Annotated in this window: 22 protein-coding genes; 14 read left to right on the top strand and 8 right to left on the bottom strand. The window is 48.3% G+C overall.

All coding sequences use genetic code 11. The annotated features are described in order from the left end of the window. Nucleotides 1-20: 20 nt before the first annotated feature. Both AB8599_RS10260 and AB8599_RS10255 read right to left on the bottom strand, forming a co-directional pair. On the bottom strand, nt 21-521 hold the full coding sequence (locus tag AB8599_RS10260) for a YchJ family metal-binding protein (protein ID WP_407330806.1): 501 nt from the start codon (nt 519-521) through the stop codon (nt 21-23). A gap of 82 nt (nt 522-603) precedes the next feature. Further along, the gene (locus tag AB8599_RS10255; protein WP_407330805.1) at nt 604-2,013 is read right to left on the bottom strand and encodes a glutamine synthetase family protein; all 1,410 of its coding nucleotides are present in this window, start codon (nt 2,011-2,013) and stop codon (nt 604-606) included. 246 nt (nt 2,014-2,259) lie between these two features. Between AB8599_RS10255 and AB8599_RS10250 the strand changes: the two genes are divergently transcribed. The 8 genes from AB8599_RS10250 to AB8599_RS10215 all read left to right on the top strand — a co-directional run bounded on the left by AB8599_RS10250 (nt 2,260) and on the right by AB8599_RS10215 (nt 11,516). Beyond that, the gene (locus AB8599_RS10250) at nt 2,260-3,117 is read left to right on the top strand and encodes a gamma-glutamyl-gamma-aminobutyrate hydrolase family protein (protein WP_407330804.1); all 858 of its coding nucleotides are present in this window, start codon (nt 2,260-2,262) and stop codon (nt 3,115-3,117) included. Continuing rightward, the gene (locus tag AB8599_RS10245; RefSeq protein ID WP_407330803.1) at nt 3,110-4,456 is read left to right on the top strand and encodes a glutamine synthetase family protein; all 1,347 of its coding nucleotides are present in this window, start codon (nt 3,110-3,112) and stop codon (nt 4,454-4,456) included. The genes AB8599_RS10250 and AB8599_RS10245 overlap by 8 nt, the downstream gene beginning before the upstream one ends. 70 nt (nt 4,457-4,526) lie before the next feature. Continuing rightward, nucleotides 4,527-5,915: an aspartate aminotransferase family protein gene (locus AB8599_RS10240; RefSeq protein ID WP_407330802.1), complete on the top strand. Its 1,389-nt coding sequence runs from the start codon at nt 4,527-4,529 to the stop codon at nt 5,913-5,915. Nucleotides 5,916-6,054: 139 nt separating this feature from the next. Further along, nucleotides 6,055-7,173: a polyamine ABC transporter substrate-binding protein gene (locus AB8599_RS10235; protein WP_407330801.1), complete on the top strand. Its 1,119-nt coding sequence runs from the start codon at nt 6,055-6,057 to the stop codon at nt 7,171-7,173. A gap of 90 nt (nt 7,174-7,263) precedes the next feature. After that, nucleotides 7,264-8,391 carry a polyamine ABC transporter ATP-binding protein gene (gene potA, locus AB8599_RS10230; RefSeq protein ID WP_407330800.1) on the top strand — a complete coding sequence of 376 codons (1,128 nt, stop codon included), beginning with the start codon at nt 7,264-7,266 and terminating at the stop codon, nt 8,389-8,391. Nucleotides 8,392-8,480: 89 nt separating this feature from the next. Next, a complete protein-coding gene (locus AB8599_RS10225; RefSeq protein WP_407333210.1) occupies nt 8,481-9,338 on the top strand; it encodes an ABC transporter permease subunit in 858 nt (285 codons plus the stop codon). Further along, nucleotides 9,335-10,177 carry an ABC transporter permease subunit gene (locus AB8599_RS10220; protein ID WP_407330799.1) on the top strand — a complete coding sequence of 281 codons (843 nt, stop codon included), beginning with the start codon at nt 9,335-9,337 and terminating at the stop codon, nt 10,175-10,177. Before AB8599_RS10225 ends, AB8599_RS10220 begins: the two co-directional genes overlap by 4 nt. A gap of 10 nt (nt 10,178-10,187) precedes the next feature. Beyond that, a complete protein-coding gene (locus tag AB8599_RS10215) occupies nt 10,188-11,516 on the top strand; it encodes an NAD(P)/FAD-dependent oxidoreductase (RefSeq protein WP_407330798.1) in 1,329 nt (442 codons plus the stop codon). A gap of 114 nt (nt 11,517-11,630) precedes the next feature. On the opposite strand, the gene AB8599_RS10210 is transcribed toward AB8599_RS10215, so the two are convergent. Continuing rightward, complete coding sequence (locus AB8599_RS10210; protein ID WP_407330797.1) at nt 11,631-12,179, bottom strand: cupin domain-containing protein; 549 nt, start codon at nt 12,177-12,179, stop codon at nt 11,631-11,633. 336 nt (nt 12,180-12,515) lie between these two features. Here AB8599_RS10210 and AB8599_RS10205 point away from each other — a divergent pair, with 336 nt between their 5' ends. Further along, complete coding sequence (locus AB8599_RS10205) at nt 12,516-13,820, top strand: NAD(P)/FAD-dependent oxidoreductase (RefSeq protein ID WP_407330796.1); 1,305 nt, start codon at nt 12,516-12,518, stop codon at nt 13,818-13,820. A gap of 159 nt (nt 13,821-13,979) precedes the next feature. Further along, nucleotides 13,980-15,197, top strand: coding sequence for an alpha/beta fold hydrolase (locus AB8599_RS10200; RefSeq protein WP_407330795.1), 1,218 nt, complete (start codon nt 13,980-13,982; stop codon nt 15,195-15,197). Between the two features lie 171 nt (nt 15,198-15,368). Here AB8599_RS10200 and AB8599_RS10195 read toward each other — a convergent pair whose 3' ends face one another. After that, entirely contained in the window at nt 15,369-16,865 is a 1,497-nt protein-coding gene (locus tag AB8599_RS10195) for an aldehyde dehydrogenase (RefSeq protein WP_407330794.1), read from the bottom strand. A gap of 200 nt (nt 16,866-17,065) precedes the next feature. On the opposite strand from AB8599_RS10195, the gene AB8599_RS10190 reads away from it, so the two are divergent. Together AB8599_RS10190 and AB8599_RS10185 are read left to right on the top strand one after the other, a co-directional pair. Then, a complete protein-coding gene (locus tag AB8599_RS10190) occupies nt 17,066-18,400 on the top strand; it encodes an aspartate aminotransferase family protein (protein WP_407330793.1) in 1,335 nt (444 codons plus the stop codon). Nucleotides 18,401-18,422: 22 nt separating this feature from the next. Further along, nucleotides 18,423-19,907, top strand: a complete 1,485-nt coding sequence (locus AB8599_RS10185) for a CoA-acylating methylmalonate-semialdehyde dehydrogenase (protein ID WP_407330792.1) — start codon at nt 18,423-18,425, stop codon at nt 19,905-19,907. Between the two features lie 122 nt (nt 19,908-20,029). Here AB8599_RS10185 and AB8599_RS10180 read toward each other — a convergent pair whose 3' ends face one another. The 3 genes from AB8599_RS10180 to AB8599_RS10170 form a co-directional block, all read right to left on the bottom strand. Further along, entirely contained in the window at nt 20,030-20,638 is a 609-nt protein-coding gene (locus AB8599_RS10180) for an EAL and HDOD domain-containing protein (protein ID WP_407330791.1), read from the bottom strand. A 167-nt stretch (nt 20,639-20,805) separates the two neighbouring features. Continuing rightward, nucleotides 20,806-21,534, bottom strand: a complete 729-nt coding sequence (gene lpxH, locus AB8599_RS10175; protein ID WP_407330790.1) for a UDP-2,3-diacylglucosamine diphosphatase — start codon at nt 21,532-21,534, stop codon at nt 20,806-20,808. 41 nt (nt 21,535-21,575) lie between these two features. Next, entirely contained in the window at nt 21,576-22,073 is a 498-nt protein-coding gene (locus AB8599_RS10170; protein WP_407330789.1) for a peptidylprolyl isomerase, read from the bottom strand. Nucleotides 22,074-22,310: 237 nt separating this feature from the next. Between AB8599_RS10170 and cysS the strand changes: the two genes are divergently transcribed. Both cysS and AB8599_RS10160 read left to right on the top strand, forming a co-directional pair. Then, a complete protein-coding gene (gene cysS, locus AB8599_RS10165; protein WP_407333209.1) occupies nt 22,311-23,696 on the top strand; it encodes a cysteine--tRNA ligase in 1,386 nt (461 codons plus the stop codon). Between the two features lie 345 nt (nt 23,697-24,041). After that, nucleotides 24,042-25,070 (top strand): hypothetical protein, encoded by a 1,029-nt coding sequence (locus AB8599_RS10160; RefSeq protein ID WP_407330788.1) that lies wholly within the window; start codon nt 24,042-24,044, stop codon nt 25,068-25,070. Between the two features lie 243 nt (nt 25,071-25,313). On the opposite strand, the gene AB8599_RS10155 is transcribed toward AB8599_RS10160, so the two are convergent. Next, complete coding sequence (locus AB8599_RS10155) at nt 25,314-25,955, bottom strand: YchE family NAAT transporter (RefSeq protein ID WP_407330787.1); 642 nt, start codon at nt 25,953-25,955, stop codon at nt 25,314-25,316. Nucleotides 25,956-26,482 lie beyond the last annotated feature (527 nt).

Raw genomic sequence — 26,482 nt, 5'->3', positions numbered from 1 at the left:
TCAATCAGCTTGAGTGTTTTCTAACCGCAGCACTTCTTGTGCTTTTTGCCACTTCCACATGGACAAGGGTCGTTCCTGCCCACTTTCTCGGCTTTCGGGTATTCGCCATCGATGTAAAACCAAAGGGTCTCACCGTCTTTTTCTTCCGTCACAAAACGGGATTTTTCGTGCAAGCAGTAAGGTGTACCGTCTTCTACATAGTGGGCTTTGAATTCGACGAAGCCCTGCTTGCCACCGTCATCAACAGAGCTCGACAGCACTTGCAGCATTTGCCATTTACTTTTTACCGATTTGGCAATGGCCTCGCGATGCTCTTCAGCGTGGCAAGAGACGTGATAGGTCGCAACAACAAAGTCCACTAACCCAACCACGTGGGCGCTGTAACGCGCTCGCATGAGCTTTTCTGGGTGATCCGCGTTGCTATGTTGCTGATGAATAGGCTCGCAGCAGTGGCTGTAAGCTTGTTGGCTGCCACATGGGCAAAGTGTCGGTTTCGACGGTGTTGAAAGCTGTGCAGTCATGAAAAATGAACCGAATTAAAATAATCCGGCTCATTTTCGAAGTCTAGGGCAGTGCAGTCAATGAAAACGCGCAGTAAAGGCGTCAAAATGAATGCAAATACCAATCGTATTCTATATCAGTAATGTGTTTTTCGAACTGCTCCAACTCTTTCTCTTTGCACGTGACAAACACTTCAACGAAATCGGATCCTAAATAGTGCTTCATCATTTCTGAGCTAGAGAGAAGACGAAGGGCATCTCGTAGGTTGGTAGGAAGCGGCTCGATATCCAGTTCATAAGCATTGCCGACGACAGGTTCAGGTGGCTCTACTTTATGTTCAATACCGTACATCATGGCTGCAAGCAGCGCGCTCATCATCAAATACGGGTTGGCGTCAGTGCCCGCAACACGGTGTTCAATGCGCGTGGCTTCGAGAGTGTCATCGGGGATGCGAAGCGCCGTGGTTCGATTCTCGAACCCCCAACTCGACGAATTAGGCACATAAAAGTCAGGACCAAAACGGCGGAATGAGTTGATATTGGGACACAGTATCGCCATGTATTCCGGAAGTAACTCTAACATGCCGCCGACCGCGTGGCGCATGATGTCTGGAAATTCACCGTTTTCGTCCGGTTGGAATATGTTGACGCCCTTGTCATCCACCACACTGATATGAACGTGCATGCCATTGCCCGCTTGATCCGCGTAAGGTTTGGCCATGAAGGTGGTATCAAACTTATGGGCATGCGCTGTTTGTTTAATGACGCGTTTAAGTAGCACTGCGTGGTCACACGCTGCCAAGGGGTCATTGGTATGGTTTAGGTTGATTTCAAACTGACCGGGTGCAGATTCAGCCACGATCGCGTCAGCGGGCAAGCCTTGCTCGCGTGCCGTGTCAATGATGCCCGTGAGCATGTCTGAGTAATGGTCGAGATCATCCAGCGAATAGACTTGTGTGTTGGTTGGGCGTTTGCCCGTGACAGGGGAGATAGGTGGTTGAGGAACCTTGCCGTCAGATTTACTGTCGATGAGGTAAAACTCAATCTCAAAAGCAGAAACTGCAGTTAGCCCTTTTTCCTTCATTTTTCGTACGATTCGACGAAGAATTTTTCGTGGGTCGGCAAAAAAGGGCGTTTCTTCGTCTTCATACATCTCTAAAAGAAGTTGAGCGATAGGGCGTTTTTGCCACGGTTGCGTGGTCAATGAGCCGGAAACGGGAAAACAGTATGCGTCAGATTCACCAATATCTAATCCTAGCCCCGTTTCTTCGACGGATGTTCCGGTGATATCGAGGCCGTAGATAGACAGAGGCAGGCCGATGCCCGTTTCATACGCGGCTTTAAGCTTGTCTTTTTCAACGCGCTTACCTCGCACAATGCCATGCATGTCGATAATGAGTAAGTCGACGTATTCTATATCAGGGTTTTTACGAAGAAACTCCTCGGCCTCTGAGGCACTCGCGGAATTCGCATCCGCTTCCGTAAACATTTCCCTGTCTGTTTGATATCGCATAAAACACCTGCCTAAGTGTAAATTATATTAGCCACTCCAGTGGATACCCTTGAGTGAATAGTAAACCGCCAACATTGTCAACCGCGTCGCGTGTCACAAAATCCAGCTTTTAGCCGTAAATCAATGCGATAAGATTGGATAAATCAGGCAATTAGCGATGCTTTGTAAATGTTAATGGATTGATAAATAAATCGATCGTTTTTGTTGGTTTGGTCACTTGCGTAATTTATTTTTAACGTGTAGCGTGTGAAAAAACGAACGCATTACGTGGTGATATTGTTTTTTACATATCATAATTTACATGGAATGCATGATAGAGCAGAGGACGGTATGCAGTGTTCAACAACTCCATTGGTCGGCGTAACAGGGTGTAGTTCTCAGTTGGGGTTACATCCTTTTCATATTGCTGGCGATAAATATGTCAAAGGTGTTGTTGATGGTTCAGGTTGTTGTCCGCTAATTATTCCTGCATTGGGTAATACGTTGCCAATGAAACAACTGCTTGCATCGCTCGACGGCATTCTGTTTACGGGCTCTCCTTCCAATATCGAACCTCATCATTATCAAGGCACACCTAGCGAGCCTGGTACTGACCATGACCCCAAGCGCGATTCAACGACCTTACCGCTAATGAAAATGGCGATTGAGATGGGCGTGCCTGTGTTTGCGATTTGTCGTGGGTTTCAGGAAATGAACGTGGTGATGGGGGGGACGTTGCATCAAAGACTTCATGACGTGGGTGGTTTTATTGAACATCGCGAAGACAAAACTGCACCAGTAGGTGATCAGTACGGCATTTCTCACACAATTAACATCGAACCTGGGGGCCTTCTCTACGAGGCGTGGGGTCGCACCTCTGCCGACGTTAATTCTGTGCATACACAGGGGATTGACCGACTAGGCAAGGGTTTGCGACCAGAAGCGTATGCGCCAGATGGGTTGATAGAGGCTGTCTCTGTCATAGATGCAAAAAATTTCGCTTTAGGGGTTCAGTGGCATCCTGAGTGGGAAGTCACAAAAAATCCTTTTTATTCAGCTATCTTCGAAGTATTCGGAAATGCCTGCAGACAAAGAGCGAATTCGCGTGAGAAAGAATATGAGTAAGCTTAAAAAATGGTTAATGGACAATGAAATCACTGAAGTCGAATGTGTCGTTAGCGACTTATCCGGCATAGCACGTGGCAAAATTGCACCCGTGGATAAATTTATCCACGAAGGTGAAATGCGTTTACCTGAGAGTGTTCTGCTGCAAACCGTGACAGGGGATTATGTCGATGATGACATTTTCTATTCACTGCTTGACGAAGCAGACATCGATTTTATCTGCAAACCAGACGAGAGTGCCGTATATCTCTTGCCGTGGACGATAGAAAAAACCGCGCAGATCATTCACGACTCGTTTGACAAAATGGGCAATCCCATAGAGCTGTCACCGCGCAATGTGCTCAAAAAAGTCCTCAAGCTTTATGAAGAGCGAAACTGGAAACCGGTTGTTGCGCCGGAAATGGAATTTTACCTGACGGCGCGTAGTGAAGACCCTGATCTACCGCTCAAGCCGCCCATCGGACGTTCAGGTCGCATGGAAACGGGGCGTCAATCTTTCTCCATTGACGCCGCCAATGAATTCGATCCGCTGTTTGAAGACATGTACGATTGGTGCGAACAGCAAGGGCTTGCCATTGATACCCTGATTCATGAAGAAGGGGTGGCACAGATGGAAATCAACTTCAGCCATGGTGACCCATTGGTGTTGGCGGATCAGGTGTTTTTGTTTAAACGCACCTTGCGTGAAGCCGCACTAAAGCATCAGGTGGTCGCGACCTTTATGTCTAAGCCAATCACCGATGAACCGGGTAGTGCGATGCACTTACATCAGAGTATTTTGGATGTTGAAACGGGTAAAAACATTTTTACCAACGAAGATGGCACCAGCTCATCACTCTTCTACGGCTACATTGCAGGTCTTCAACAATTCATTCCTGAAATGCTGCCCATGTTCGCGCCCAACGTGAATTCGTTCCGTCGCTTCCTGCCTGATACCTCTGCCCCCGTCAATGTTGAATGGGGGGAGGAAAACCGAACCTGCGGATTACGTGTACCAAGCTGCTCGCCGCAAAATCGACGCATTGAAAACCGCTTGCCGGGCGCAGATGCCAACTCCTATCTCGCGATTGCAGCCAGTTTGTTATGTGGCTACATCGGCATGGTTAGAGAGCTAAAACCGACGCCGCCAGCGCAAGGCCGTGGCTACGAAATCAGAAGTCCAACCTTGCCTTATACCTTAGAAAGTGCGCTTGAGCGCATGGAAAACTGCGACGAAGTTTCTGATTACTTGGGAGAAGCGTTCGCCAAGGGCTATATCGCGGTGAAGCGAAAAGAGCAGGAAAACTTCAAGCGTGTGATCAGTTCTTGGGAACGTGAGTTCTTGCTACTGACGGTGTAATAACAACGCAATATGGAAGACAACCTATTGGGTTGCTATTGATTTAAACGACAAGGATGTGGAGGTCGCCATGGCACACGTCGCGCAACACCTAAATACCGAAACACTGCAAGCGCTCGATAACGCACACTATTTGCACCCATTCAGCGATTCAAAAACGCTGAGAGAGAAGGGCGCGCGCATGATTGTGCGCGCTGAGGGTGTTTACATTTGGGACAGCAATGGCAACCGCATCTTGGATGGCATGGCAGGTCTTTGGTGCACCAACATCGGCTACGGCGAGAAAAGATTGGCCGACGCCGCGCATCGCCAAATGCTTGAGCTTCCTTACTACAACAGTTTCTTCCAGTGTGCTCATCCACCTGTTGTGGAGCTGGCGAAAGAAATAGCCGATCTTGCACCTGCGCACATGAACCAAGTGTTTTTCACAGGTTCAGGCTCGGAATCAAACGACACCGTGCTTCGTATGGTGCGTCACTATTGGACGGTGAAAGGGCAACCTGAAAAATTCACTATCATCGGACGCCACAATGGCTATCACGGCTCGACTGTTGCAGGTGCCAGCTTGGGCGGTATGAAAGCCATGCATAAGCAAGGTGGGCTGCCTATACCGGGTATTCATCATATTCCACAGCCATATTGGTTTGGCGAAGGCGGTGATCTCACGCCTGAAGAGTTTGGCATCCAAACGGCGCAAGAGCTGGAAAAAGCCATTCTTGAAATCGGTGAAGACAAGGTCGCTGCATTTATTGCCGAACCTTTCCAAGGCGCGGGCGGTGTGGTGATCCCGCCGTCGACCTATTGGCCTGAAATCAACCGCATTCTGGCGAAGTACGATATTTTAATGATCGCGGACGAAGTGATTTGTGGCTTTGGCCGAACCGGTGAATGGTTTGGTAGTCAGCACTTTGGCATCACGCCCGATTTTATGCCGATAGCCAAGGGCATGACATCGGGATACATCCCTATGGGTGGCGTGATTGTTAGCGATCGCGTGGCGAAGGTGTTTGAAGAAAAAGGCGGTGACTTTAACCACGGTTACACCTATTCCGGTCATCCTGTCTCGGCGGCGGTCGCATTGGAAAATCTTCGCGTAATGAAAGAGAAGAATCTCGTTCAGTACGTCAAAGAAGATATTGGCCCTTATTTGCAACAACAGTGGCAGACCTTGGCGGATCACCCTTTAGTGGGTGAAGCGCGAGGGTTGGGGCTGGTGGCAGCCATCGAACTGGTCAAAGACAAAGCCACACGAACACGGTTTGATGAATCAGTAGGTATTGGCGGGATCTGTCGTGATTTGAGTGTTGAAAATGGCCTGGTCATGCGGGCGTGCGGCGACACCATGATTATCAGCCCACCGCTTGTTATCTCTCATTTGGAAGTCGATGAACTGATTGAAAAAGCGCGTTTGGCCTTGGATCTCACCTTCGAGCATCTTCAAGACCTCGGCGCAGTGTAGCGTTATATAAAAGGATTATCGCAATGCGCGTGTTTCGATACGCGCAAACCAGTTGGCCAGATTGGAAACATCTGGTTGGGAGACAGGGATGTGGTAGCGCGCTCTATCTCCGACTCTGAAAGGACCCTAAGGAGAGCACATGAAAATGGCAATTCGCAATAAGACCACGGCAATGACCCTTGCGGGGCTATTGGCATCATCGGGACTGATGATTTCAACAAGCGTTCAAGCGGAAGAAATTCTGCGTATCTACAATTGGAGCGATTATATCGCCGAAGACACGATAGAGAATTTCGAAAAAGAAACAGGCATTAAAGTCACCTATGACGTGTACGACAGTAACGACGTCCTTGAAGCTAAGCTGCTGTCAGGCAATTCTGGCTACGATCTCGTTGTGCCGTCCAACAACTTCTTAGCTAAGCAGATCACTGCGGGGGCGTTTAAGCCACTGGATAAAAGCCTGCTGACCAATATGAAAAATTTGGACCCGGCGTTAATGAAACGCTTGGAAATGGCCGACCCTGGAAATAAATACGCGATTCCTTACCTTTGGGGCACCAATGGCATTGGTTACAATGCTGAAAAAGTCACCGCTATTTTGGGCGATAAGTTGCCTGAAAATAAGCTCGACCTTCTGATGGACCCGCAGTACGTGTCCAAGTTGCAAGAGTGTGGCGTTGCCATGCTAGATTCCGCCGATGAAGTGTTGCCGCAAGTGCTGCAATATTTAGGTTTGGATCCAAACTCGACCAATAAAGCGGATTATGAAAAGGCGTCAGATGCACTGGCTAAAATCCGCCCTCACATTACCTATTTCCACTCGTCGCGCTACATAACCGATTTAGCCAATGGCGACATTTGTTTGGCCTTTGGTTTTTCCGGTGATATTTTCCAAGCGGCGTATCGTGCGGAAGAAGCAGACAATGGACAGGTGATTGAATACGCCATTCCTAGTGGCGGTGCCAATATCTGGTTCGACATGATGGCAATCCCAGCGGATGCGAAAAACGCCAAAAACGCACACACCTTTATCAACTACGTTCTGCGTCCTGAAGTGATCGCACCTATCACCGATTACGTGGCGTATGCTAACCCTAATATCGCCTCTAACACCCTGATTGATCAGGATGTGCTGAACAACCCCTCCATTTATCCGACGCCAGACGTCATGGAAAAGCTGTTCGTATCAGAAGTCTTACCGCTCAAAATTAGCCGCATCAAAACACGTAACTGGACCCGAATGAAAACAGGTCAATAACCTTACCAACCAGAGAGCCGCAATCAATGCGGCTCTCTCGCTGTGTTCAGGATATGCGTTCGTCTGAGTGGTAACAGGGAGGATCCGTGTGTGAGTCATAAACCGCAACCTATTGAAAATCAGCAGAAGAAACAGGAACTGCTAAAAATTGATCGCATCAGCAAATTGTTTGGCGATGTTCGTGCCGTGGATGATGTGTCCCTCACGATTGAAAAAGGAGAGATCTTTTCATTATTGGGCGGATCTGGGTCTGGAAAATCAACCTTGCTGCGGATACTCGCCGGCTTTGAAAAGCCTTCAAGCGGCAGAATATATCTCGACGGTGAAGACATTACTGATATGCCTCCGTACGAGCGTCCAATTAACATGATGTTTCAATCCTATGCACTGTTCCCACACATGACGGTGGCGCAGAACATTGCCTTCGGATTGAAGCAAGACAAGATGAAGAAGGCCGAAATCGAGCTTCATGTCGCCGAAATGCTTCGTCTGGTGCGAATGGAAGCGTATGCCAAACGAAAACCGCATCAACTCTCTGGTGGTCAACGTCAACGTGTTGCGTTGGCACGCTCATTGGCAAAACGACCAAAACTTTTGTTGCTCGATGAGCCCATGGGGGCGCTGGATAAAAAACTGCGCACCCAAATGCAGTTGGAAGTTGTGGAGATTCTTGAACGTGTTGGCGTGACCTGTGTGATGGTGACGCACGATCAAGAAGAAGCCATGACCATGGCCGGGCGTATCTCCATCATGCATGAAGGGTGGATTGCCCAAACCGGCTCACCAACAGATATTTACGAAAGCCCCAATAGCCGCATGATTGCAGAATTCATTGGTTCGGTGAACATGTTTGAAGGCGAGATAGTGGTGGATGAAACCGACCACTGTGTGATTGAGTCGCATGAAATCCCTCAGCCTATTTTTGTCGGTCATGGTGTTGCCACCAATGTGGAAGACAAAAAAGTATGGTTAGCCGTTCGGCCTGAAAAGGCACTGATCAGCAGAGAGCGCCCAGAAGCGGAGCATAACTGGGCCAAAGGCATCGTGGATGATATCGCTTATCTCGGCGGCACATCTGTCTATTACGTTCGTTTGCCAAGTGGCAAAGTGGTGATGTGTAGCATGGCGAACATCTCTCGGCGCCAAGATCGGCCGACGTGGGAAGATGAAGTGTTCATCAGCTGGGAGGCCACCAGTGGTGTGGTATTGCGAGTATGACGATAATAACTTCTTCAGCGAAAAGCGGGAGCAACGCGAAAGCACCGCATAAATCACGCGTCCTGTTTCCCAAAGGGCGACACATTACCATGGGCATGCCCTACCTTTGGCTGTTGCTCTTTTTTGCCATGCCCTTTGCTATCGTATTTAAAATCAGCCTCTCCAGTGCCGCTATTGCCATACCGCCTTATGAAGCGATTATGCAGTACGTCGATGACGTGGTTGAAATCACGCTGAATCTCGAAAACTATCTGCGGATCCTCGAAGACGATCTGTATGTTCTCGCGTATCTCAGTTCAGTCAAAATTGCGTTCTTTTCCACTCTAGGTTGCCTCCTTCTGGGGTATCCGATGGCCTATGCGATTGCTCGTGCACCTGCGCGTATGCAAACCGTTTTGCTGCTGCTCATCATGTTGCCATCTTGGACGTCGTTCCTGATCCGAGTGTATGCATGGATGGGTCTATTGAGTAACTCGGGGATCATCAATAGTTCTTTACTTTGGCTTGGTGTGATTTCAGATCCTATCCAGATCCTCAATACCAATACTGCTGTCTACATCGGCATTATCTATACCTACTTGCCATTCATGGTGTTGCCGCTTTATGCCAACTTGGTCAAGCTAGATACCAGTTTGCTTGAAGCTGCGGCGGATTTGGGATCACGTAACTTCAATACCTTCTGGAAAGTCACATTGCCTTTATCAAAAGGGGGCGTGATTGCCGGTTCCATGTTGGTGTTTATTCCTGTGGTGGGTGAAGTGGTGATCCCTGAACTTCTAGGCGGCCCAGAAACCCTGATGATAGGTAAAGTGTTGTGGCAAGAGTTCTTCAATAACCGCGATTGGCCTGTTGCGTCGGCATTGGCGATTGTGATGTTGGCGTTGTTGATTATCCCGATCACCTTGTTCCACCATTATCAATCTAAAGACATGGAGGCTAGCCGATGAAACGTTGGCAATTTTCAACCGTCATGCTTTGGGTAGGGTTAGTGTTTCTTTACCTTCCCATGTTGATCTTGGTGATTTACTCGTTCAATGGCTCGAAACTGGTGACGGTGTGGGGCGGTTTTTCGACCAAATGGTATGTGGAACTGTTTAAAGATGAGCAAATTCTACAAGCCGTTTGGACCAGTCTTCGCATCGCGTTTTACAGCTCTACCATGGCCGTGATCATCGGCACGCTGGCGGCGTTTGTGATGACGCGTTTTAGGCGCTCATGGGGGCGGCTCACCTTGTCGAACATGATCACGGCACCACTGGTTATGCCTGATGTGATTATTGGTCTTTCCTTGTTGCTGTTGTTTGTTCAAATGGGCGAGCTGTTTGGCTGGCCTGCTGAACGCGGGATGACAACAGTGTGGATTGCACACTCCACGTTTTGCGCTGCATATGTCGCGGTAGTGGTGTCATCGCGCTTGCGAGAGTTGGACTTTTCAATTGAAGAAGCAGGCATGGATTTGGGGGCAACCCCATTGAAAGTCTTCTTCGTGATCACTGTGCCTATGATTGCCCCTGCGCTGGTGGCAGGTTGGCTGCTGAGTTTTAGCTTGTCCCTCGATGATTTGGTGATCGCAAGTTTCGTGTCGGGCCCAGGTTCAACCACGCTACCTATGGTGGTGTTCTCGTCAGTGCGTCTTGGTGTGTCACCGAAAATCAACGCCCTTGCTACCTTAATCATTTTGGTTGTGTCGTTGTTTGCCTTTATTTCTTGGTATATCGCTCGCCGTGCTGAGCGTAAATCGAAGGAAGAAATGCTTCGCATCAGCCAAGAACTTGAACAACATTAGGAACGTCATCATGCAGGAACCAGCAAGTTCAATGGGCGCGCAACAACGTACGCAACATGCAGCGTTAGAGCATGCGCCGTCATATTATGCGGCGTCTGCCAATCCTTCGCCGTTGCACGAAACCCTGAAAGACGATGTGACTGCCGATGTGTGTATCATCGGCGCAGGTTACACCGGATTGTCATCAGCCCTGCATTTGCTCGAAGCAGGCTTCAATGTGGTTATCCTTGAAGCCGCGCGAGTGGGTTGGGGCGCATCCGGCCGCAATGGCGGTCAGATTGTTAACAGTTATAGCCGTGATATCGACGTGATTGAGAAAACGGTGGGTAAAGAGAAAGCCCGCCTTTTCGGTGAGATGGCGTTTGAGGGCGGTAAAATCATTCGAGAGCGAGTTGAGAAATACAATATTGAATGCGACTTGAAAAACGGCGGTGTGTTTGCGGCGCTGAATGCCAAACAGATGCACGAACTTGAACATCAAAAAGCGCTGTGGGAGCGTCATGGAAACGATCAACTCGAGATCCTCAATCAAAGTGATATTCGCAGTGTGGTTGATACCGAGCGCTATGTGGGCGGCTTGCTTGATAAGTCTGGCGGACACATTCATCCGCTTAACCTCGCACTCGGCGAAGCGGCTGCTGTCGAAAGTTTGGGCGGAAAAATCTATGAGCATTCTGCCGCTATTCGCATTGATCGAGGTGAGCCCGTTAAAGTGTTCACAGAGCAAGGCTCTGTCACCGCATCATTTCTGATTGTGGCTGGCAATGCGTATCTGGGCGGATTGATGCCTGAGCTACGCGCAAAATCGATGCCTTGTGGCACACAGGTGATCACGACCGAACCGCTAACGGACGAACAAGCCAAAAGCTTATTGCCTCAAGATTACTGTGTGGAAGATTGTAATTATTTGTTGGATTACTTCCGGTTATCTGGCGACAAGCGACTCATCTACGGTGGCGGCGTGGTTTATGGTGCGCGCGATCCTGCCGACATTGACGCGATTATTATCCCTAAAATGCTCAAAACGTTCCCACAGTTAAGTGATGTGAAAATTGACTATCGCTGGACAGGGAATTTCTTGATGACCTTGTCGCGTTTGCCGCAGGTTGGACGCATAGGCAGCAATATCTATTACTCACAGGGCTGCAGTGGTCATGGTGTCACTTATACCCATTTGGCGGGGCGCTTGATGTCAGAAGTGTTGCGCGGGCAAGCAGAGCGCTATGATGCGTTTGCGAGCTTGCCGCATCTGCCATTTCCCGGAGGTCATGCGCTGAGTGTGCCTTTCTCAGCATTGGGCGCATGGTATTACACGGTGCGCGACAAATTCGGGATTTGATGGCGCAGCTAGCCCCGCGTAAATGGCTTTAGAAACAAAAAGCGCCCGTGACAAAGGGCGCTTTTTTATCAAAGTGTATGTTTTGGTTTCGTGTGTCTTGGTGTCGTTGATTTATCAGAAATTTGCTGGCGTGGTTGCGCTAAATAGGCGGCAAGTTTCTTCAAATGGATTGGCAAAACGGTGGGGGCGGTTACTGTCGAAGTAGTAGCTATCGCCAACCTCGAGCACATAAATGTCATCACCAACAGTGAGTTCCAATTTTCCCTCAATGACCAGTCCAGCTTCTTCACCTTCATGCTGAAGCATGTCGTCGCCTGAGTTAGTTCCAGGCGGGTAGATTTCGGACAAGACAGATAGCGCGCGATTCGGGAAGGCTTTGCCCACCACCTTCATTGAGACACCATTGGATCCGATCTCTAGCAAATCTTCTTGGCGATAGATCACGGGGGCAGATTCAGTTTGGCCGATATCGGTAGAGAAAAACTCCACAAGGGACAGAGGAATTCCGGACAATACTTTTTTGAGAGAACTGACAGAAGGGCTGACGCTGTTTTTTTCAATCATTGAGATAGTGCTGTTTGTGACACCTGCGCGTTTCGCCAATTCACGCTGAGATAATCCACGACTTTTTCTTACTGCTTTTAGGTTTGCACCAATATCCAATGTCTCGCTCTCCTCACACTCAATGGTTCTTTAACTAATGTAATAGATTTTGAACGAGCGATCCTACTTCTTAGTCCGAGGGAATCAAGTGTTTTGTGATGGTCTCTGCATAATGTAAAAAATATGCATCATCATATATGTGAGCTGTTGGGTATTGAGGCGCGATGTTCTTCATCAGAGCAGCAAGATTTGTCAACTGATTAGTGGGTAAACCACACACAGTGATCTCGCCCAGAAGATTATCATTCAAATACTCAATGTGTATATTTTCCACTTCACCTTGGTATAGAGAATACGTTAGTCTTTGTTAATTATATTTTACATTGGGTGCTTTTCATGGGTTCTACGTCGTCAAAACTAGCGCATACACAGTCTTACTACGCAGCCACTGCGAAGTATCCGCAACGATATCCTGAACTCACCGAGTCGTTAACGGCCGATATCTGTATTGTCGGCGGTGGATTCAGTGGCGTGAACAGTGCGATTGAGCTCGCCTTGCGTGGCTATTCTGTGGTTGTGTTAGAAGCCAATAAAATCGGTTGGGGCGCGTCAGGACGGAACGGCGGTGAACTGATCCGCGGTATTGGCCATGGCATTGAGCAATTTACCAATCAGATTGGCAAAGACGGTGTTGAAGCGATTAATCAGATGGGCGTGGAAGCGGTTGAGATCGTTAAAGATCGCGTTGGTGCGTTTAACATTGATTGCGATCTCACCATGGGCTATTGCGATCTGGCATTAAAGCCATCGCACATGAAAGAGCTCGAAGACGATTTCAATGGATTAAAGCAAAGCGGATACGCCCATGAAATTCGTATGCTGGATAAAGCGTCGCTGTCTGAGGTGATTGGTTCAGATCGCTATATTGGCGGCATGCTTGATATGGGCAGTGGCCATCTGCATCCACTCAATCTCGTGACCGGGGAAGCAGCAGCGGCGGCGAGCCTCGGTGTGCAGTTTTTTGAAGACAGCGCAGCGATTGAAATCATCAAAGGCGATAAGCCGGTCGTGAAAACCGACAAGGGACAGGTGACGTGTCAGTATCTGTTGTTGGCGGGCAACGCGTATATTGGTCACAAGTTGGAATCATATGTCGGTGGTAAGGTGCTTCCTGCAGGGAGTTATATTATCGCGACTGAGCCCCTGAACGATGAGCAAATTCGCAGTACGATCCCGAAGAATATGGCCTTTGCCGACCTGAGTATGGCGCTTGATTATTATCACCTTTCTGGCGATAACCGTTTGTTGTTTGGTGGGTTGTGTACCTATTCAGGCAAGGATCCGAAAGACATCACGGGCGCGTTATTGCCAAACTTAGAGCGCGTTTTTCCACAACTCAATGGTGTGAAAATCGACTTTGAGTGGGGCGGTATGATTGGTATTGGTGCGAATCGATTACCGCAGATTGGCCGTTTACCCGATGCACCTAATATCTTTTATGCACAAGCTTACTCAGGCCATGGTGTGAACGCGACGCATATGGCAGGCAAGGTAGTTGCCGAAGCCATCTCCGGCACAGCAGAGCGCTTTGATGTGTTTGCCAAAGTGAAGCACATGACGTTTCCAGGCGGGCCTTTGTTGCGCTCCCCACTGCTGGCGATTGGCATGACGTACCACAAGATCAAAGAAGCCCTGCAATAAAGCCACTGCAATTTTTCAGTCTTAGCGTGCCTCTCATTTAAATGAAAGGCACGTTGTCATACTTTTCTCGTCATCCCGGTCTATTGAGTGAGTGGTAGCCTTGTATGTTGCGATGCAGGTTATAGCGAATACTATCTGTGAACTCATCAGGAGAGCTAAATGGCTGGAAAACGAAGTAAAGTCACCTTTGTCAGTGGCAATCATGTGCTCGCGGGTATGCTGGAAACACCGGAGCATGCTGCTCGTGGCTACGCGCTTTTTGCGCACTGTTTTACCTGTGGTAAAGACGTTGCTGCGGCATCCCGTATCTCTCGTGCACTGGTGAATATTGGGTTTGCCGTTTTGCGGTTTGATTTCACAGGTCTTGGTGGCAGTGACGGCGATTTTGCCAACACCAACTTCTCATCCAATGTGAATGATCTGGTTGCTGCTGCGGATTTCCTGCGTGATAACTATGAAGCGCCTTTGTTGCTCATTGGCCACAGCTTGGGTGGACGCGCAGTATTGTCTGCGGCTCAACACATTCCAGAGGTCTCTGCAGTGGCAACCATTGGCGCGCCGGCAGATGCCGATCATGTATCCAAGCAGTTTGCTGCACACGTTGAAACCATTGAAGCAGACGGTGAGGCTGCACTGATGCTGGCGGGTCGTCCGTTTACGATTAAGAAGCAGTTCTTGGACGATATTCGCGCCGAAAACAATGACATTGAAAACCTGCGTGTTCCTTTGCTTGTAATGCATTCCCCTATCGACAGCATTGTGTTGATCAAAGAGGCGGAGAAAATATATTCCCGTGCTAAGCACCCTAAAAGCTTTGTGACTTTAGATACCGCAGATCACTTGCTCACGAACAAAGACGACGCCCAATATGTGGCTGAGCTTATTGCGGCTTGGTCACACCGCTACATTGATGTTGCATCGCCTATCAAAACGGCAAGTGTGCCTGTAGCGCGGGGCGACGTGTTGGTGACCGAACACAATAAGGCGTTTACCCGTACTATTCAGACTGATCATCATCAGTGGTTTGCGGATGAGCCCGTAGATTTTGGCGGTGACAATTTGGGTCCTGATCCTTATGAGCATTTGCTTGCGGGGCTGGGGGCGTGTACCTCGATGACCATTCGAATGTACGCCAATCGTAAAAAGCTACCGCTGGATGATGTGAAAGTCACGTTGTCACACAGTCGTCAATATGGTGAAGATTGTGAGCACTGCGATGATGATCATTCAAAAGTGGAAGTCTTGTCGCGCACCATTGAGCTGGTGGGGGATCTGACGGAACAAGAACGCCAGCGCTTGCTTGAAATCGCTGATAAATGTCCGGTACACAAAACCTTGGAAAGCAAGATTGTGATCACGACGGCGTTAGCGGAATAAAGAGCAAGATGACGAGTTGCGAGTGTTGAGAAAGAGCAGGTAAGAGCAAGTCAGTGCGAGAGCGAACAATAAGAGATAGACGTTTCTTGTTGCCAATCCACACTCAGAGTCGTATCTCAAAAAAAGGGCATTGAATATCAATGCCCTTTTTCTATTCGAGTGAGGCTAATGCTACAACGCAATCCAAGTCGCTTTGACTTCGGTGTATTTTTCAAAGGCGTGTAGTGACTTATCACGTCCATTACCGGATTGCTTATAGCCGCCAAACGGTGCGGTCATGTCACCACCATCGTAATGATTAATCCACACCATACCCGTGCGCAGTGCTTTGGCGGTTTTGTGGGCTTTGGAAATGTCTGATGTCCAAACCGCAGCAGCAAGGCCATAGTCGGTGTCATTGGCAATAGCGATGGCTTGTTCTGGCGTCTCAAACGTGATGACAGACAGGACAGGACCGAAGATTTCTTCGCGAGCGATGGGCATTTCATTGCTCACATTATCAAACACCGTGGGTTGGACGAATAGTCCACCGGTTTCTGGCATAACACGATTCCCACCGCACACCATGGTCGCGCCGCCTTGTGTCCCTTTTTCGATGTAGCTCAGCACAGTGTCCAATTGCTGTTGATCCACCACCGCACCCACTTGTGTTTCAGGGTCAAGCGGGTGACCCGGTTGCCAATCTTTTAGGTGCTTAATGACTTTTTCAACAAAGACATCTTTGATTGAAGCTTCAACCAGTAAGCGAGAGCCCGCAGTACATACTTCACCTTGGTTAAACGCAATCGCAGAGGCCGCAGAGGCCGCAGCGGCATCTAAGTCTGGTGCATCAGCAAAGACAATGTTCGGGCTTTTGCCGCCCGCTTCGAGCCAAACACGTTTCATGTTCGATTCGCCCGCGTAGATCATCAGTTGCTTGGCAATTTTGGTCGAACCCGTGAACACCAGCGTATCGACATCCATGTGCAAGGCGAGGGCTTTGCCCACCGTGTGCCCATAACCGGGAAGCACGTTCAGCACGCCTTTTGGCATGCCTGCTTCTAGGGCTAATTCGCCTAATCGAATGGCAGTCAGTGGTGATTTTTCTGAGGGTTTCAATATGACAGAGTTGCCGGAAGCCAAGGCAGGGCCGAGTTTCCAACATGCCATCAGCATAGGGAAGTTCCACGGCACAATGGCGGCGACAACACCAATAGGCTCGCGGGTGACCATGCCGATTTCGTTGTGAGGCGTAGGGGCGAGCTCGTCGTAGATCTTATCAACCGCTTCGCCTGACCAGCGTATCGCGCGTGCCGCGCCGTTTACATCAACAGCTTTTGAATAACGGATGGGTTTCCCCATATCGAGGGTTTCGAGAAGCGCCAGCTCGTCACCGTTTTCTTCAATCAGTTCAGCAAAGCGGATCACGACTTTTTTTCTTTCAGCTGGCGGCAGGTGCGCCCACACGCCAGATTCGAATGTTTCACGGGCATTGGCGACCGCCAGATTGGCATCATCTAAATCGCAACTGGCAACATTTACCAGTGTGCGGCCATCAATGGGGCTGATACATGCAAAGGTATCACCAGAAATGGCATCTTGACGTTCACCATTGATGAAAGCTTGCCCCTTTATCTCTAGCCTTGCCGCGAGTGATTCCCAATCTTCACGTGATGTGCGAGAAGTCATATCTGCCCCTTAGTCCATGTTAAATGCTGATATTTTGCCACTGTGCACTATTTCAAAATATTTTACAAATGGTGCGATTAATTGTTTTTATATTGAACACAACCCATTTACTGTTCGTTATATTTGACATAGTATTGCAAATATTGCTCACCAAGTAACAACTCATTAACAACAATGACGGCATGTAAGGATACTTGACTATGGCAGTGCAAAAACCACAAAACGAGGGAGCGAGTCTGGATAATTTCTGGATGCCTTTCACTGCAAACCGCCAATATAAATCCACGCCCCGTTTGCTCGCAAAAGCGAAAGGCATGTATTACGAGGATGTTGAAGGCAATTCCGTGCTCGATGCGACAGCGGGGCTTTGGTGTTGTAATGCGGGACATAGCCGACCTGAGATTTCTGAGGCGGTAAGCCGTCAAATTTCGGAACTTGACTATGCACCGACGTTCCAGATGGGACACCCTTTGCCTTTTGAGTTGGCAGAACGTTTGGCAGAAATGGCACCGGGCGATCTTAATCGTGTGTTTTTCACCAACTCTGGCTCTGAGTCAGCGGATACCGCGCTGAAGATTGCGCTGGCTTATCAACGCGCCCGTGGTCATGCCAATCGCACTATGTTGATTGGACGCGAATTGGGCTATCACGGCACAGGATTTGGTGGCATTTCAGTTGGTGGCATGGTCAACAACCGTAAAGCCTTTAATGGCCAGCTTTTACCGAGTGTGGCGCACCTTCCTCATACCCTAGATATGCAGAAAAATGCGTTTTCAAAAGGGTTACCGGAACACGGCATTGAAAAAGCCGACGCGCTGGAACAGTTGATTGCCTTGCATGGCGCTGAAAACATTGCTGCTGTCATTGTTGAGCCCATGTCGGGCTCGGGTGGTGTGGTGTTACCACCGGCAGGCTATTTGAAGCGATTGCGTGAAATTACGCTCAAACATGACATCTTGTTGATATTTGATGAGGTGATAACAGGGTTCGGACGCCTAGGGGATGCATTTGCTGCACAGCGTTGGGATGTGACGCCAGATATGATCACCACTGCGAAAGCCTTAACCAATGGCGCGATTCCAATGGGTGCGGTGATTGTGAGTGAGCGCATCTACAACACCTGTATGAATGCGCCGGAAGATACCATTGAATTCTTCCACGGCTATACCTATTCGGGTCACCCTGTTGCCGCTGCCGCAGCGCTGGCTTCACTGAATATTTATCGAGACGAAAAGCTGTTTGAGCACGCTCGTGAAATGGAAACTGAGTGGCAAGATGCCGTGCATTCGCTAGCCAGCCACGCCAACGTGATAGATGTTCGCAATACCGGCATTATCGCAGGCATTCAGCTTGCGCCCAGCGAAAAATGTATTGGAAAACGCGGCTATGACGTGTTTACACGATGTTTCTATGACGGCGTGTTAGTACGTGCATCGGGCGATATTATTGCCATGTCTCCGCCTTTGATTTTGGAATCCAAACATATAGATCAGATGGTCAGCACGCTAGAGCGCGCCATCAAAAACGCATTGTGAGTGAATTGAGGAAGATACGGATATGTCTGTAACACATTACATTGATGGTAAATACACCGCTGAGAGCGAAAGAAAGCAATCCTTGTTTAATCCTGCCACTGGAAAGGTCTGTGGTGAAGTATCGTTAGCGTCGGTGTCTGACACCGAATCTGCCATTGCGGCGGCAAAAGCGGCATTTCCAGCGTGGTCCGAAATGTCACCGCTGCGCCGTGCTCGCGTGATGTTTAAATTCAAAGCCTTAGTAGAAGAAAACATCGATGAGCTGGCCGCACTGATCACGAAAGAGCATGGCAAAGTGCTCGACGATGCCAAAGGTGAGCTGACCCGTGGCTTAGAAGTGGTGGAATTTGCCTGTGGCATTCCACACTTATTGAAAGGCGAAATGACCGAGCAAATTGGAACAGGTATCGATGCGTGGTCGCTTAACCAGCCACTGGGCGTAGTGACGGGTATTTCGCCGTTTAACTTTCCGATCATGGTCCCGATGTGGATGTTCCCGATTGCGATTGCGTGTGGCAATACCTTCATCATGAAACCATCGGAAAAAGATCCGAGCTCAACAATGCGCATTGCCGAGCTTCTGACAGAAGCAGGGTTGCCAGATGGCGTGTTTAATGTCGTCAACGGCGATAAAGAAGCCGTTGATGTATTGCTAACTCACCCCGATGTACAAGCCGTGAGTTTTGTCGGTTCAACGCCAATTGCTGAATACATTTATAGTACCGCTTCTGCACACGGTAAGCGCGTTCAGGCATTGGGCGGCGCGAAAAATCACATGGTGGTGATGCCAGATGCGGATCTTGACCAAGCGGTTGCAGCCTTGATGGGCGCAGCATATGGCTCAGCAGGCGAGCGTTGCATGGCGATCTCCGTTGCTGTCGCAGTAGGCAACGTCGCTGATGCGTTGATTGAAAAGCTCACACCAAAAGTGAAAGAATTGCGTGTTGGCAATGGCGTGATTGAAGGCATGGAAATGGGGCCTTTAGTCACCGCAGAACATTTAAAGAAAGTAGAAGGCTATGTGGCCGCGGGTGTTGCTGAAGGGGCGACGCTGGTGGTTGATGGGCGAGGCGTTGTCGCTGAAGGCGGTGACGGATTCTTCCTTGGCGGGTGTCTCTTTGATAACGTCACTGAAGACATGACTATTTATCGTGACGAGATTTTTGGCCCTGTGTTGGCGGTGGTGCGTGTGCCTGACTATGCCACCGCCGTGAAGCTCATCAATGAACATGAGTTCGGCAACGGGACGGCAATTTTCACCCAAAATGGTGATGCTGCCAGGCAGTTCTGTCATGAAATTCAAGTGGGAATGGTGGGTGTAAACGTGCCTATCCCTGTGCCAATGGCCTTTCATAGCTTTGGTGGTTGGAAGCGTTCTTTATTTGGCCCGCTCCACATGCATGGGCCTGATGGCGTGCGCTTTTATACGCGTCGCAAAGCCATTACCGCTCGATGGCCAACCGGCATTCGCGCCAATGCAGATTTTGTCATGCCGACAATGAAGTAAGCGCGGAATCCGTCAATAAGCCAATGTATTGAAAAGAAAAAGGAGCTAAATAGCTCCTTTTTGTTTGTCTGCTGTTTATTGCCAGCACTTGTTTATCACGCAAAATCAATGTAAACGAGTGGTTATGCCACAAACGGGTAGGGCAATCGTTCTGGTTTGCTCAATTGGTACCCTTGAAAGAGATCAAAGCCGAGTTCACGAGCGAAGTGATATTCCTGTTTGGTTTCAATTTTTTCGGCCAATAATTGGAAGCTGAACTTTTGGCGGTATTCATGCACGAAATCGGCTATCGCATCCAATGACTGGGCGCGAAAATCAATTTTGATGATGTCTGCAAGACCTAGAAAAGGAATCCAATCCGTTGACGGAATAAAGTCATCAAACGCGATGCAGTATCCTCTCTCTTTTAAATCTATCAACTTATCAAATAGCACTGAATCTGCAGGGCAATCTTCCAGCACTTCGACTACGAGATTTTCTGGAGGATAGCGAAGAGCCGTGCCATCAACCAGACTTTGGTAAGAGAAGTTAACAAAGCATGGTAAGCCACCAGAAATAGCGTTGTGAGTCACTTTGCCTTGGATAAAGAGATCATTAAGTATGCTCTGCGTAGCTATGTCAGAGGAGATACAAGGAAAGGAGTCTCGAAATCCATCACGAAACAAAAACTCATAAGCGATTACTCGCTTTTGAGTGTCAAAGATCGCTTGTCTTGCAAAGTTCGAACTCATATAGAATCAAAGTACCTTCAAGAAGCTAAGGGATGTAAAACTAAGTGTATATGCCGTCTCATGTTCGAGAGTGCCAAATAAGACTGATATTTCGCGTAGAAAATTAATTATGGGAATAATACTTTCTTAATCCTGGAGTGTCAGGTTGATCAGTGGCAAGCACATTGTTAGTTTTCGAATTTTCGCGTTTCTAGGGTGCAACCCTCGGCGTTGCAAGCTAGAACGGAGCCTTGAGTGTACCAATCACCAAGTACAATTCGTTGAGCAGGATCATTCGCGATCGACAAAGTGTGGATCTTAGGTCGATGCGTGTGCCCGTGAATGAGTTGTTTTACCCCATAGGCTTGCATCACACGGATAACTTCATCCGTATCTACATCCATAATGTCTTGTGGTTTTATTTGATTGTTCGACGTGCTGCTAGAGCGGATCTTCAAACCAATTTTTTGCCTTGTAGATAATGGCAATCGACGGAACAACCACTGGGCGAATTTGTTGTGAACTTTTTTGCGGTAGCGTTGATAACCTTCGTCTTGAATGCACAGGGTGTCGCCATGCATGATGAGCGTTGGTTCGCCAAATAAGTCGATAACATGGTGTTCGGGAAGTAGCGTCATGCCCGCGGATTTCGCGAAGCGCTTTCCAATCATGAAATCGCGATTGCCGTGAATGAAGTAGATCGGCACACCTTTTTCATTCAATGATTTAAAGGCGTTGGCGACATCACATTGTAGCGGTGTATTTTCGTCGTCACCGATCCACGATTCAAACAAATCCCCAAGCACATAGAGCGCGCTGGCGGATGGTGCTTCTTGTTCCATAAATCGGAAGAAGCAAGCGGTTATGTCTGGATGAGATGGACTGAGGTGGAGGTCTGCAATAAATAATACGGTCATAGATAAAAGGGCAGCGGCGCATACCGCTACCCATTGCCACCTTATTCTTCGATGGTTACGTTGTTGATGATGACTTCTTCAACAGGCACATCTTGGTGAACATAGCCCCAGTTGCCAGTTGCTACGCTTTTGATCTTGTTAACCACGTCCATGCCTTCAACGACTTCGCCGAATACACAGTAGCCCCAACCGTCCATAGATTCTGATTTGTGGTCTAGGAAAGTGTTGTTGCCAACGTTAATGAAGAACTGTGAACTCGCTGAATGCGGTTCCATGGTACGAGCCATTGCAATGGTGCCGATTTTGTTGCTTAGACCATTGTTCGCTTCGTTCTTAATTGGTGCGTTTGACTCTTTCTCTTCCATGCCAGAGGTCATGCCGCCGCCTTGGACCATGAAACCATCAATAACACGGTGGAATATTGTGCCATTGTAGAAGCCGTCACGGCAGTATTGCAGGAAGTTTTCTGCAGTTGCTGGCGCTTTGTCAGCGTTAAGTTGGATTTTGATATCACCAAAATTGGTATGAAGCGTAACCATGTTGTGTTCCTCAAAAGAGCATTTAGCTTTAGATGACCGATTCTATCCCAACGGGCGTGACATTCAACCGATCGCCGCAGAAAAAACGACTGAGTGCAGGTAAGTGGAGGCACACGCTATCCGAATTCCCGTACTTTCAAGTTGCTCGGGTATATAGCCTTGCCTTAGACGAAAGGAAAAGGTGTAATATGCAGTCATTAAATGACGTTAATTATTGTAATGGGTAACCCGACGGCTATGTTGAAAATTTACAACTCCCTCACGAAGAAAAAAGAAGAATTTACACCTATCCATCCGGGCAAGGTTGGTATGTATGTGTGCGGGGTTACCATCTACGATTTGTGTCACATAGGTCACGGTCGCACTTTCGTGTCTTTTGACGTTGTTTCGCGTTACCTGCGCTTCTTGGGGTATGACCTCAACTTTGTGCGCAACATTACGGATATTGACGACAAAATCATTAAACGTGCGGCGGAAAACGGCGAAAGCTGTGATTCGCTGACTGAGCGCTTAATTGGTGAAATGTACGCTGACTTTGATGCGCTGAACATGAAGCGTCCCGATGTTGAGCCTCGTGCTACTCAGTTCATTCCTGAAATCATTGCACTGGTCGAGCGCCTGATCGAACGCGGTTTTGCTTACGTTGCGTCGAATGGCGATGTGCTGTTTGAAGTGGCGAAATTTGCCGATTACGGCAAGTTGTCCCGTCAAGATTTGGATCAACTTCAAGCTGGCGCACGTGTTGACGTTGAAGAAGCGAAAAAGAGTCCGCTTGATTTTGTCCTATGGAAAATGTCTAAGCCGGGTGAGCCGACGTGGGAATCACCTTGGGGGCCAGGGCGTCCGGGTTGGCACATCGAATGTTCTGCCATGAACTCTGCCATTTTGGGTAACCACTTTGACATTCATGGTGGCGGCTCAGATTTGACTTTCCCACACCACGAAAACGAAATTGCGCAGTCTTGCTGTGCCCATGATACCCAGTATGTGAATACGTGGATGCATAGCGGCATGGTGATGATTGACCGTGAAAAAATGTCAAAATCGTTGAATAACTTTTTCACCATTCGTGACGTGCTTGCGCATTACGATGCTGAAACGGTTCGCTACTTCCTGATGTCAGGCCATTACCGTAGCCAGCTGAACTATAGCGAAGAAAACCTCAAACAAGCACGTTCAGCGATGGAGCGTTTGTACACGTCGCTTCGCGGTTTGGATGCATCTGTTGAGGCGGAAGGTGGTGAAGAGTTTGTTGAGCGCTTTAAAGCGTCAATGAATGATGACTTCAACACCCCAGAAGCTTACTCCGTGCTGTTTGACATGGTACGTGAAATCAACCGCCTGAAATCGGAAGACCTTGTGGCAGCATCAAAGTTGGCTGCTCGTATGCGTGAACTCGCTGATGTGTTAGGTCTACTTGGCCAAGACCCAGAAGCCTTCCTACAAGGTAACGCGCAAGGCGGAGACGATGAAGTGGCTGAAATTGAAGCGCTGATCAAAGCACGTAATGATGCACGCGCAAACAAAGATTGGGCAGCGGCAGATATCGCTCGTGATGCGCTAACAGCGATGAACATCGTGTTAGAAGATGGCGCTGGTGGAACAACGTGGCGTCGTAAGTAAGCGCCTTGATAGCTCGCTAACATCAAGCTGCAAAAACGAAAACTACAAACGGAGCTCAGGCTCCGTTTTTTTATGCCTGTTGCCCACTAACTCATTCCAATAAAAAGACAAACATCATGAATCCGATACTCACGTACATTCAATCTAATAAACTCAGCTGATCCGCCACGTGTTGCCGCCTGAATGGCCTGAAATTGTCTAAGCTTCATCCTCAAAGGTCGTGGTCAGTACCTCAAAAGAAACGCCAATCACTGAAAGGATGGGGCGGTCGACGCAAGATGCATTAAGCGAAGCCATTCAGTGATAAGGAAAATATTTTCAATGAGTTATTGGTAAGAGGTGAGTATGGAAAACAAGCGGATTTTGTTCCTTGTGCCATTTATGGCGTTAGCCACCGGTGTGACAGCCGAGGAGTTTTCTCCGAATGGATCAGTGAGCGTGACGCAGACGTTTTACGGCGATGCCGGTGACTACCAAACGGAAGGGGGACACAGCAATGTCGATCTGAGTTACAACCTAACCCCTTTGGTTAGCTTAGAGCTGGAGTGGGATAGGGCATGGAACCTTTACACCTATACAGGTGCGGATAACCAATACGATAACAGCTACAGCAACCCGCAGGCGACCTTGTCTGTCAGCCAAAACAGTCTGTTTGGCACCAAAGCCACAGGTGAGACTTCTTTAAATTATCAAAATCACAATTTTTTCGATGGCTCCAAGACCTCGTACGTAATGGTGCAGCAATCGATAGACTTGGCGAGCTATTTCGACAAGTCTGGTGCGGTTTCACTCAGCGAGCTTGCCATTCAGCCAGCTTATGTTCATGGCTGGAATACCGATGGGCCGTCCGGCTCGTTCAACACCGCGGCAATCGCTTTACTGTCGACCATTCAATTGCCGGCCAACTTCAGCCTGACACTGAACGGTTACCTGTTTAAAGAGTGGTACAGCGGTAATTTTGTGCTTTCTGGTCAGCAAAACCAGGAATATGACAGTGCCAACTACTTTATGTTGATGGCGTGGTTGCAATACTCGTCAACGCTGCACAAATTCTCTGAAAACGACAGTCTGGACTTCAGTTTTGTCGGTGGCCTTGACCCGTATATCACCTCAAACCGTCGTGCTGCGTGGAGTCCTTTCCTGATGGGGGATGAAATATACGAGTGGAATTCACCAACGGTAATGAACGGCAACTACAAAGACACTTACGTTTTGTTTGCTTTGCCTGAGGTGACTTACACCTATAATGTCAGCAAAGATCTTTCTCTAAACGTGTTCGCTGGAGTGAAGTATTCCAACCAGGTGTGGGGGGACGAAGAAAAGGATTGGGAATGGCAGCCTCAGGGTGGCCTGGGTATGAGCTACAACTTCTAGACGCCATCCGAATCTTGCGCAGCGGTGAGTTTTCGCTCAGCCCCGTAGTGATTTACGAGTGAACTTGTGGCTATACAGGCTAAGAATCTAACCGCTTAGACGGTCCAATTAGTGATAATCAACTTCAAGCTGGCGCGCGTTACATGTTCTAAATACGCCATGCTGTTTCTTAATACGCATTAAAGAAGAAAGGAGCCGTTTGGCTCCTCTCTTCTTATTTGTTTAATGTTTTTGGTGTTTAGTTTATCCGCCTAATCCGGGAAACAACGCTCTCATTCCGTTGGCAATAAACTCAATGCCCAACGCACCAAGAATCAGACCCATGATACGGGTGATCACGTTGATGCCTGTTTGACCGAGAAATTTCACAATAGCCGGCGCCAGTCGGAACAAGCCCCAAATACCCGCTGTGAAGACACAGATCGTGATAATTAAGCCAATCGTATCGACGGAGTTCGGATAGCGACTTGAATACACTATGGTCGAACTTATCGCACCAGGGCCAGCAAGAAGTGGCATAGCCAATGGCACGACGCCGATCTGCTCGCGACTGATCGACTCAGACTGTTCTTGCTTGTTCTGTTTATCTTCGCCCAACTTACCGTTCATCATGGTGAAAGCAATGCTCACGAGAAGCATGCCGCCCGCCACACGGAACGAATCTAGCGAGATGCTAAACACATCTAGAAGTAATTGCCCAGCGAGCAATGACACAACCAGAATTGCCGCTACTGCAATACTCGCGGTATACGCCGTTTTGTTGCGCTCTGCCGGATCGAGATGTGCAGTGAGTGAAACAAAGATTGGCATAATGCCAAGTGGGTTTACCGCAGCAAACAACCCAATAAAAAACTGAAAAAATATTACAAACTCGATGCTATTCATTTCCAATCACTCGTCAGTGAAAAGTGGACACTATGTCTGAGATCGCAAAAGTACAATCGCGAGCGGTAGTATAGCGACGAAAAGTTAAATGCCAATAAGTAGATATCATCGCAATGACCAGCGCTACGAGGAAAGCTCAGAATGCTGAAAAACAGGCGTTCTAACGCTGAGAGGCCTAAATGTAATCAGGTTTCTTGATAGTGAAAGTAAAGCAGGCATGGATGACTAAATTAACATATGTGACATGCATCACATTCAAGTGTCTTGTCATTTTTATAAAACAAAAAGTCGTTGTACAAGTGTGTGAGACACAGTGCACATGTGTTACATTCTGGTGGTTTTAATGTGATTTTATGCTTTCAAAACGTGGATTATAGAGCATTTTGATTGAAAAATGAGCGGTGAATGAAAAACTTTGTGAAAGTTTACTACACATGATCCGGATCAACTTTCTGCTTCTCTGAAAATCTATAATCAGTTTTGAAAGTTATTTACTAAATGCTTGCCAAGGCTCACGGGGAATGTGA

This window comes from Enterovibrio litoreus, from assembly GCF_045679545.1.
GTDB lineage: Bacteria > Pseudomonadota > Gammaproteobacteria > Enterobacterales > Vibrionaceae > Enterovibrio.
Note: the sequence above shows the minus strand (reverse complement) of the source record. Positions and strands in the feature narration are given on the sequence as shown.

Bases quoted from the DNA above. Each gene is read 5' to 3' on its own strand.
- AB8599_RS10225 (WP_407333210.1), top strand. From the start codon at position 8,481: ATGGGCATGCCCTACCTTTGGCTGTTGCTCTTTTTTGCCATGCCCTTT.
- AB8599_RS10155 (WP_407330787.1), bottom strand. From the start codon at position 25,955: ATGAATAGCATCGAGTTTGTAATATTTTTTCAGTTTTTTATTGGGTTG.
- AB8599_RS10245 (WP_407330803.1), top strand. From the start codon at position 3,110: ATGAGTAAGCTTAAAAAATGGTTAATGGACAATGAAATCACTGAAGTC.
- AB8599_RS10260 (WP_407330806.1), bottom strand. From the start codon at position 521: ATGACTGCACAGCTTTCAACACCGTCGAAACCGACACTTTGCCCATGT.
- cysS (WP_407333209.1), top strand. From the start codon at position 22,311: ATGTTGAAAATTTACAACTCCCTCACGAAGAAAAAAGAAGAATTTACA.
- AB8599_RS10220 (WP_407330799.1), top strand. From the start codon at position 9,335: ATGAAACGTTGGCAATTTTCAACCGTCATGCTTTGGGTAGGGTTAGTG.
- AB8599_RS10160 (WP_407330788.1), top strand. From the start codon at position 24,042: ATGGAAAACAAGCGGATTTTGTTCCTTGTGCCATTTATGGCGTTAGCC.
- lpxH (WP_407330790.1), bottom strand. From the start codon at position 21,534: ATGACCGTATTATTTATTGCAGACCTCCACCTCAGTCCATCTCATCCA.
- AB8599_RS10170 (WP_407330789.1), bottom strand. From the start codon at position 22,073: ATGGTTACGCTTCATACCAATTTTGGTGATATCAAAATCCAACTTAAC.
- AB8599_RS10240 (WP_407330802.1), top strand. From the start codon at position 4,527: ATGGCACACGTCGCGCAACACCTAAATACCGAAACACTGCAAGCGCTC.
- AB8599_RS10205 (WP_407330796.1), top strand. From the start codon at position 12,516: ATGGGTTCTACGTCGTCAAAACTAGCGCATACACAGTCTTACTACGCA.
- AB8599_RS10235 (WP_407330801.1), top strand. From the start codon at position 6,055: ATGAAAATGGCAATTCGCAATAAGACCACGGCAATGACCCTTGCGGGG.
- AB8599_RS10200 (WP_407330795.1), top strand. From the start codon at position 13,980: ATGGCTGGAAAACGAAGTAAAGTCACCTTTGTCAGTGGCAATCATGTG.
- AB8599_RS10180 (WP_407330791.1), bottom strand. From the start codon at position 20,638: ATGAGTTCGAACTTTGCAAGACAAGCGATCTTTGACACTCAAAAGCGA.
- AB8599_RS10195 (WP_407330794.1), bottom strand. From the start codon at position 16,865: ATGACTTCTCGCACATCACGTGAAGATTGGGAATCACTCGCGGCAAGG.
- AB8599_RS10255 (WP_407330805.1), bottom strand. From the start codon at position 2,013: ATGCGATATCAAACAGACAGGGAAATGTTTACGGAAGCGGATGCGAAT.
- AB8599_RS10215 (WP_407330798.1), top strand. From the start codon at position 10,188: ATGCAGGAACCAGCAAGTTCAATGGGCGCGCAACAACGTACGCAACAT.
- AB8599_RS10185 (WP_407330792.1), top strand. From the start codon at position 18,423: ATGTCTGTAACACATTACATTGATGGTAAATACACCGCTGAGAGCGAA.
- AB8599_RS10190 (WP_407330793.1), top strand. From the start codon at position 17,066: ATGGCAGTGCAAAAACCACAAAACGAGGGAGCGAGTCTGGATAATTTC.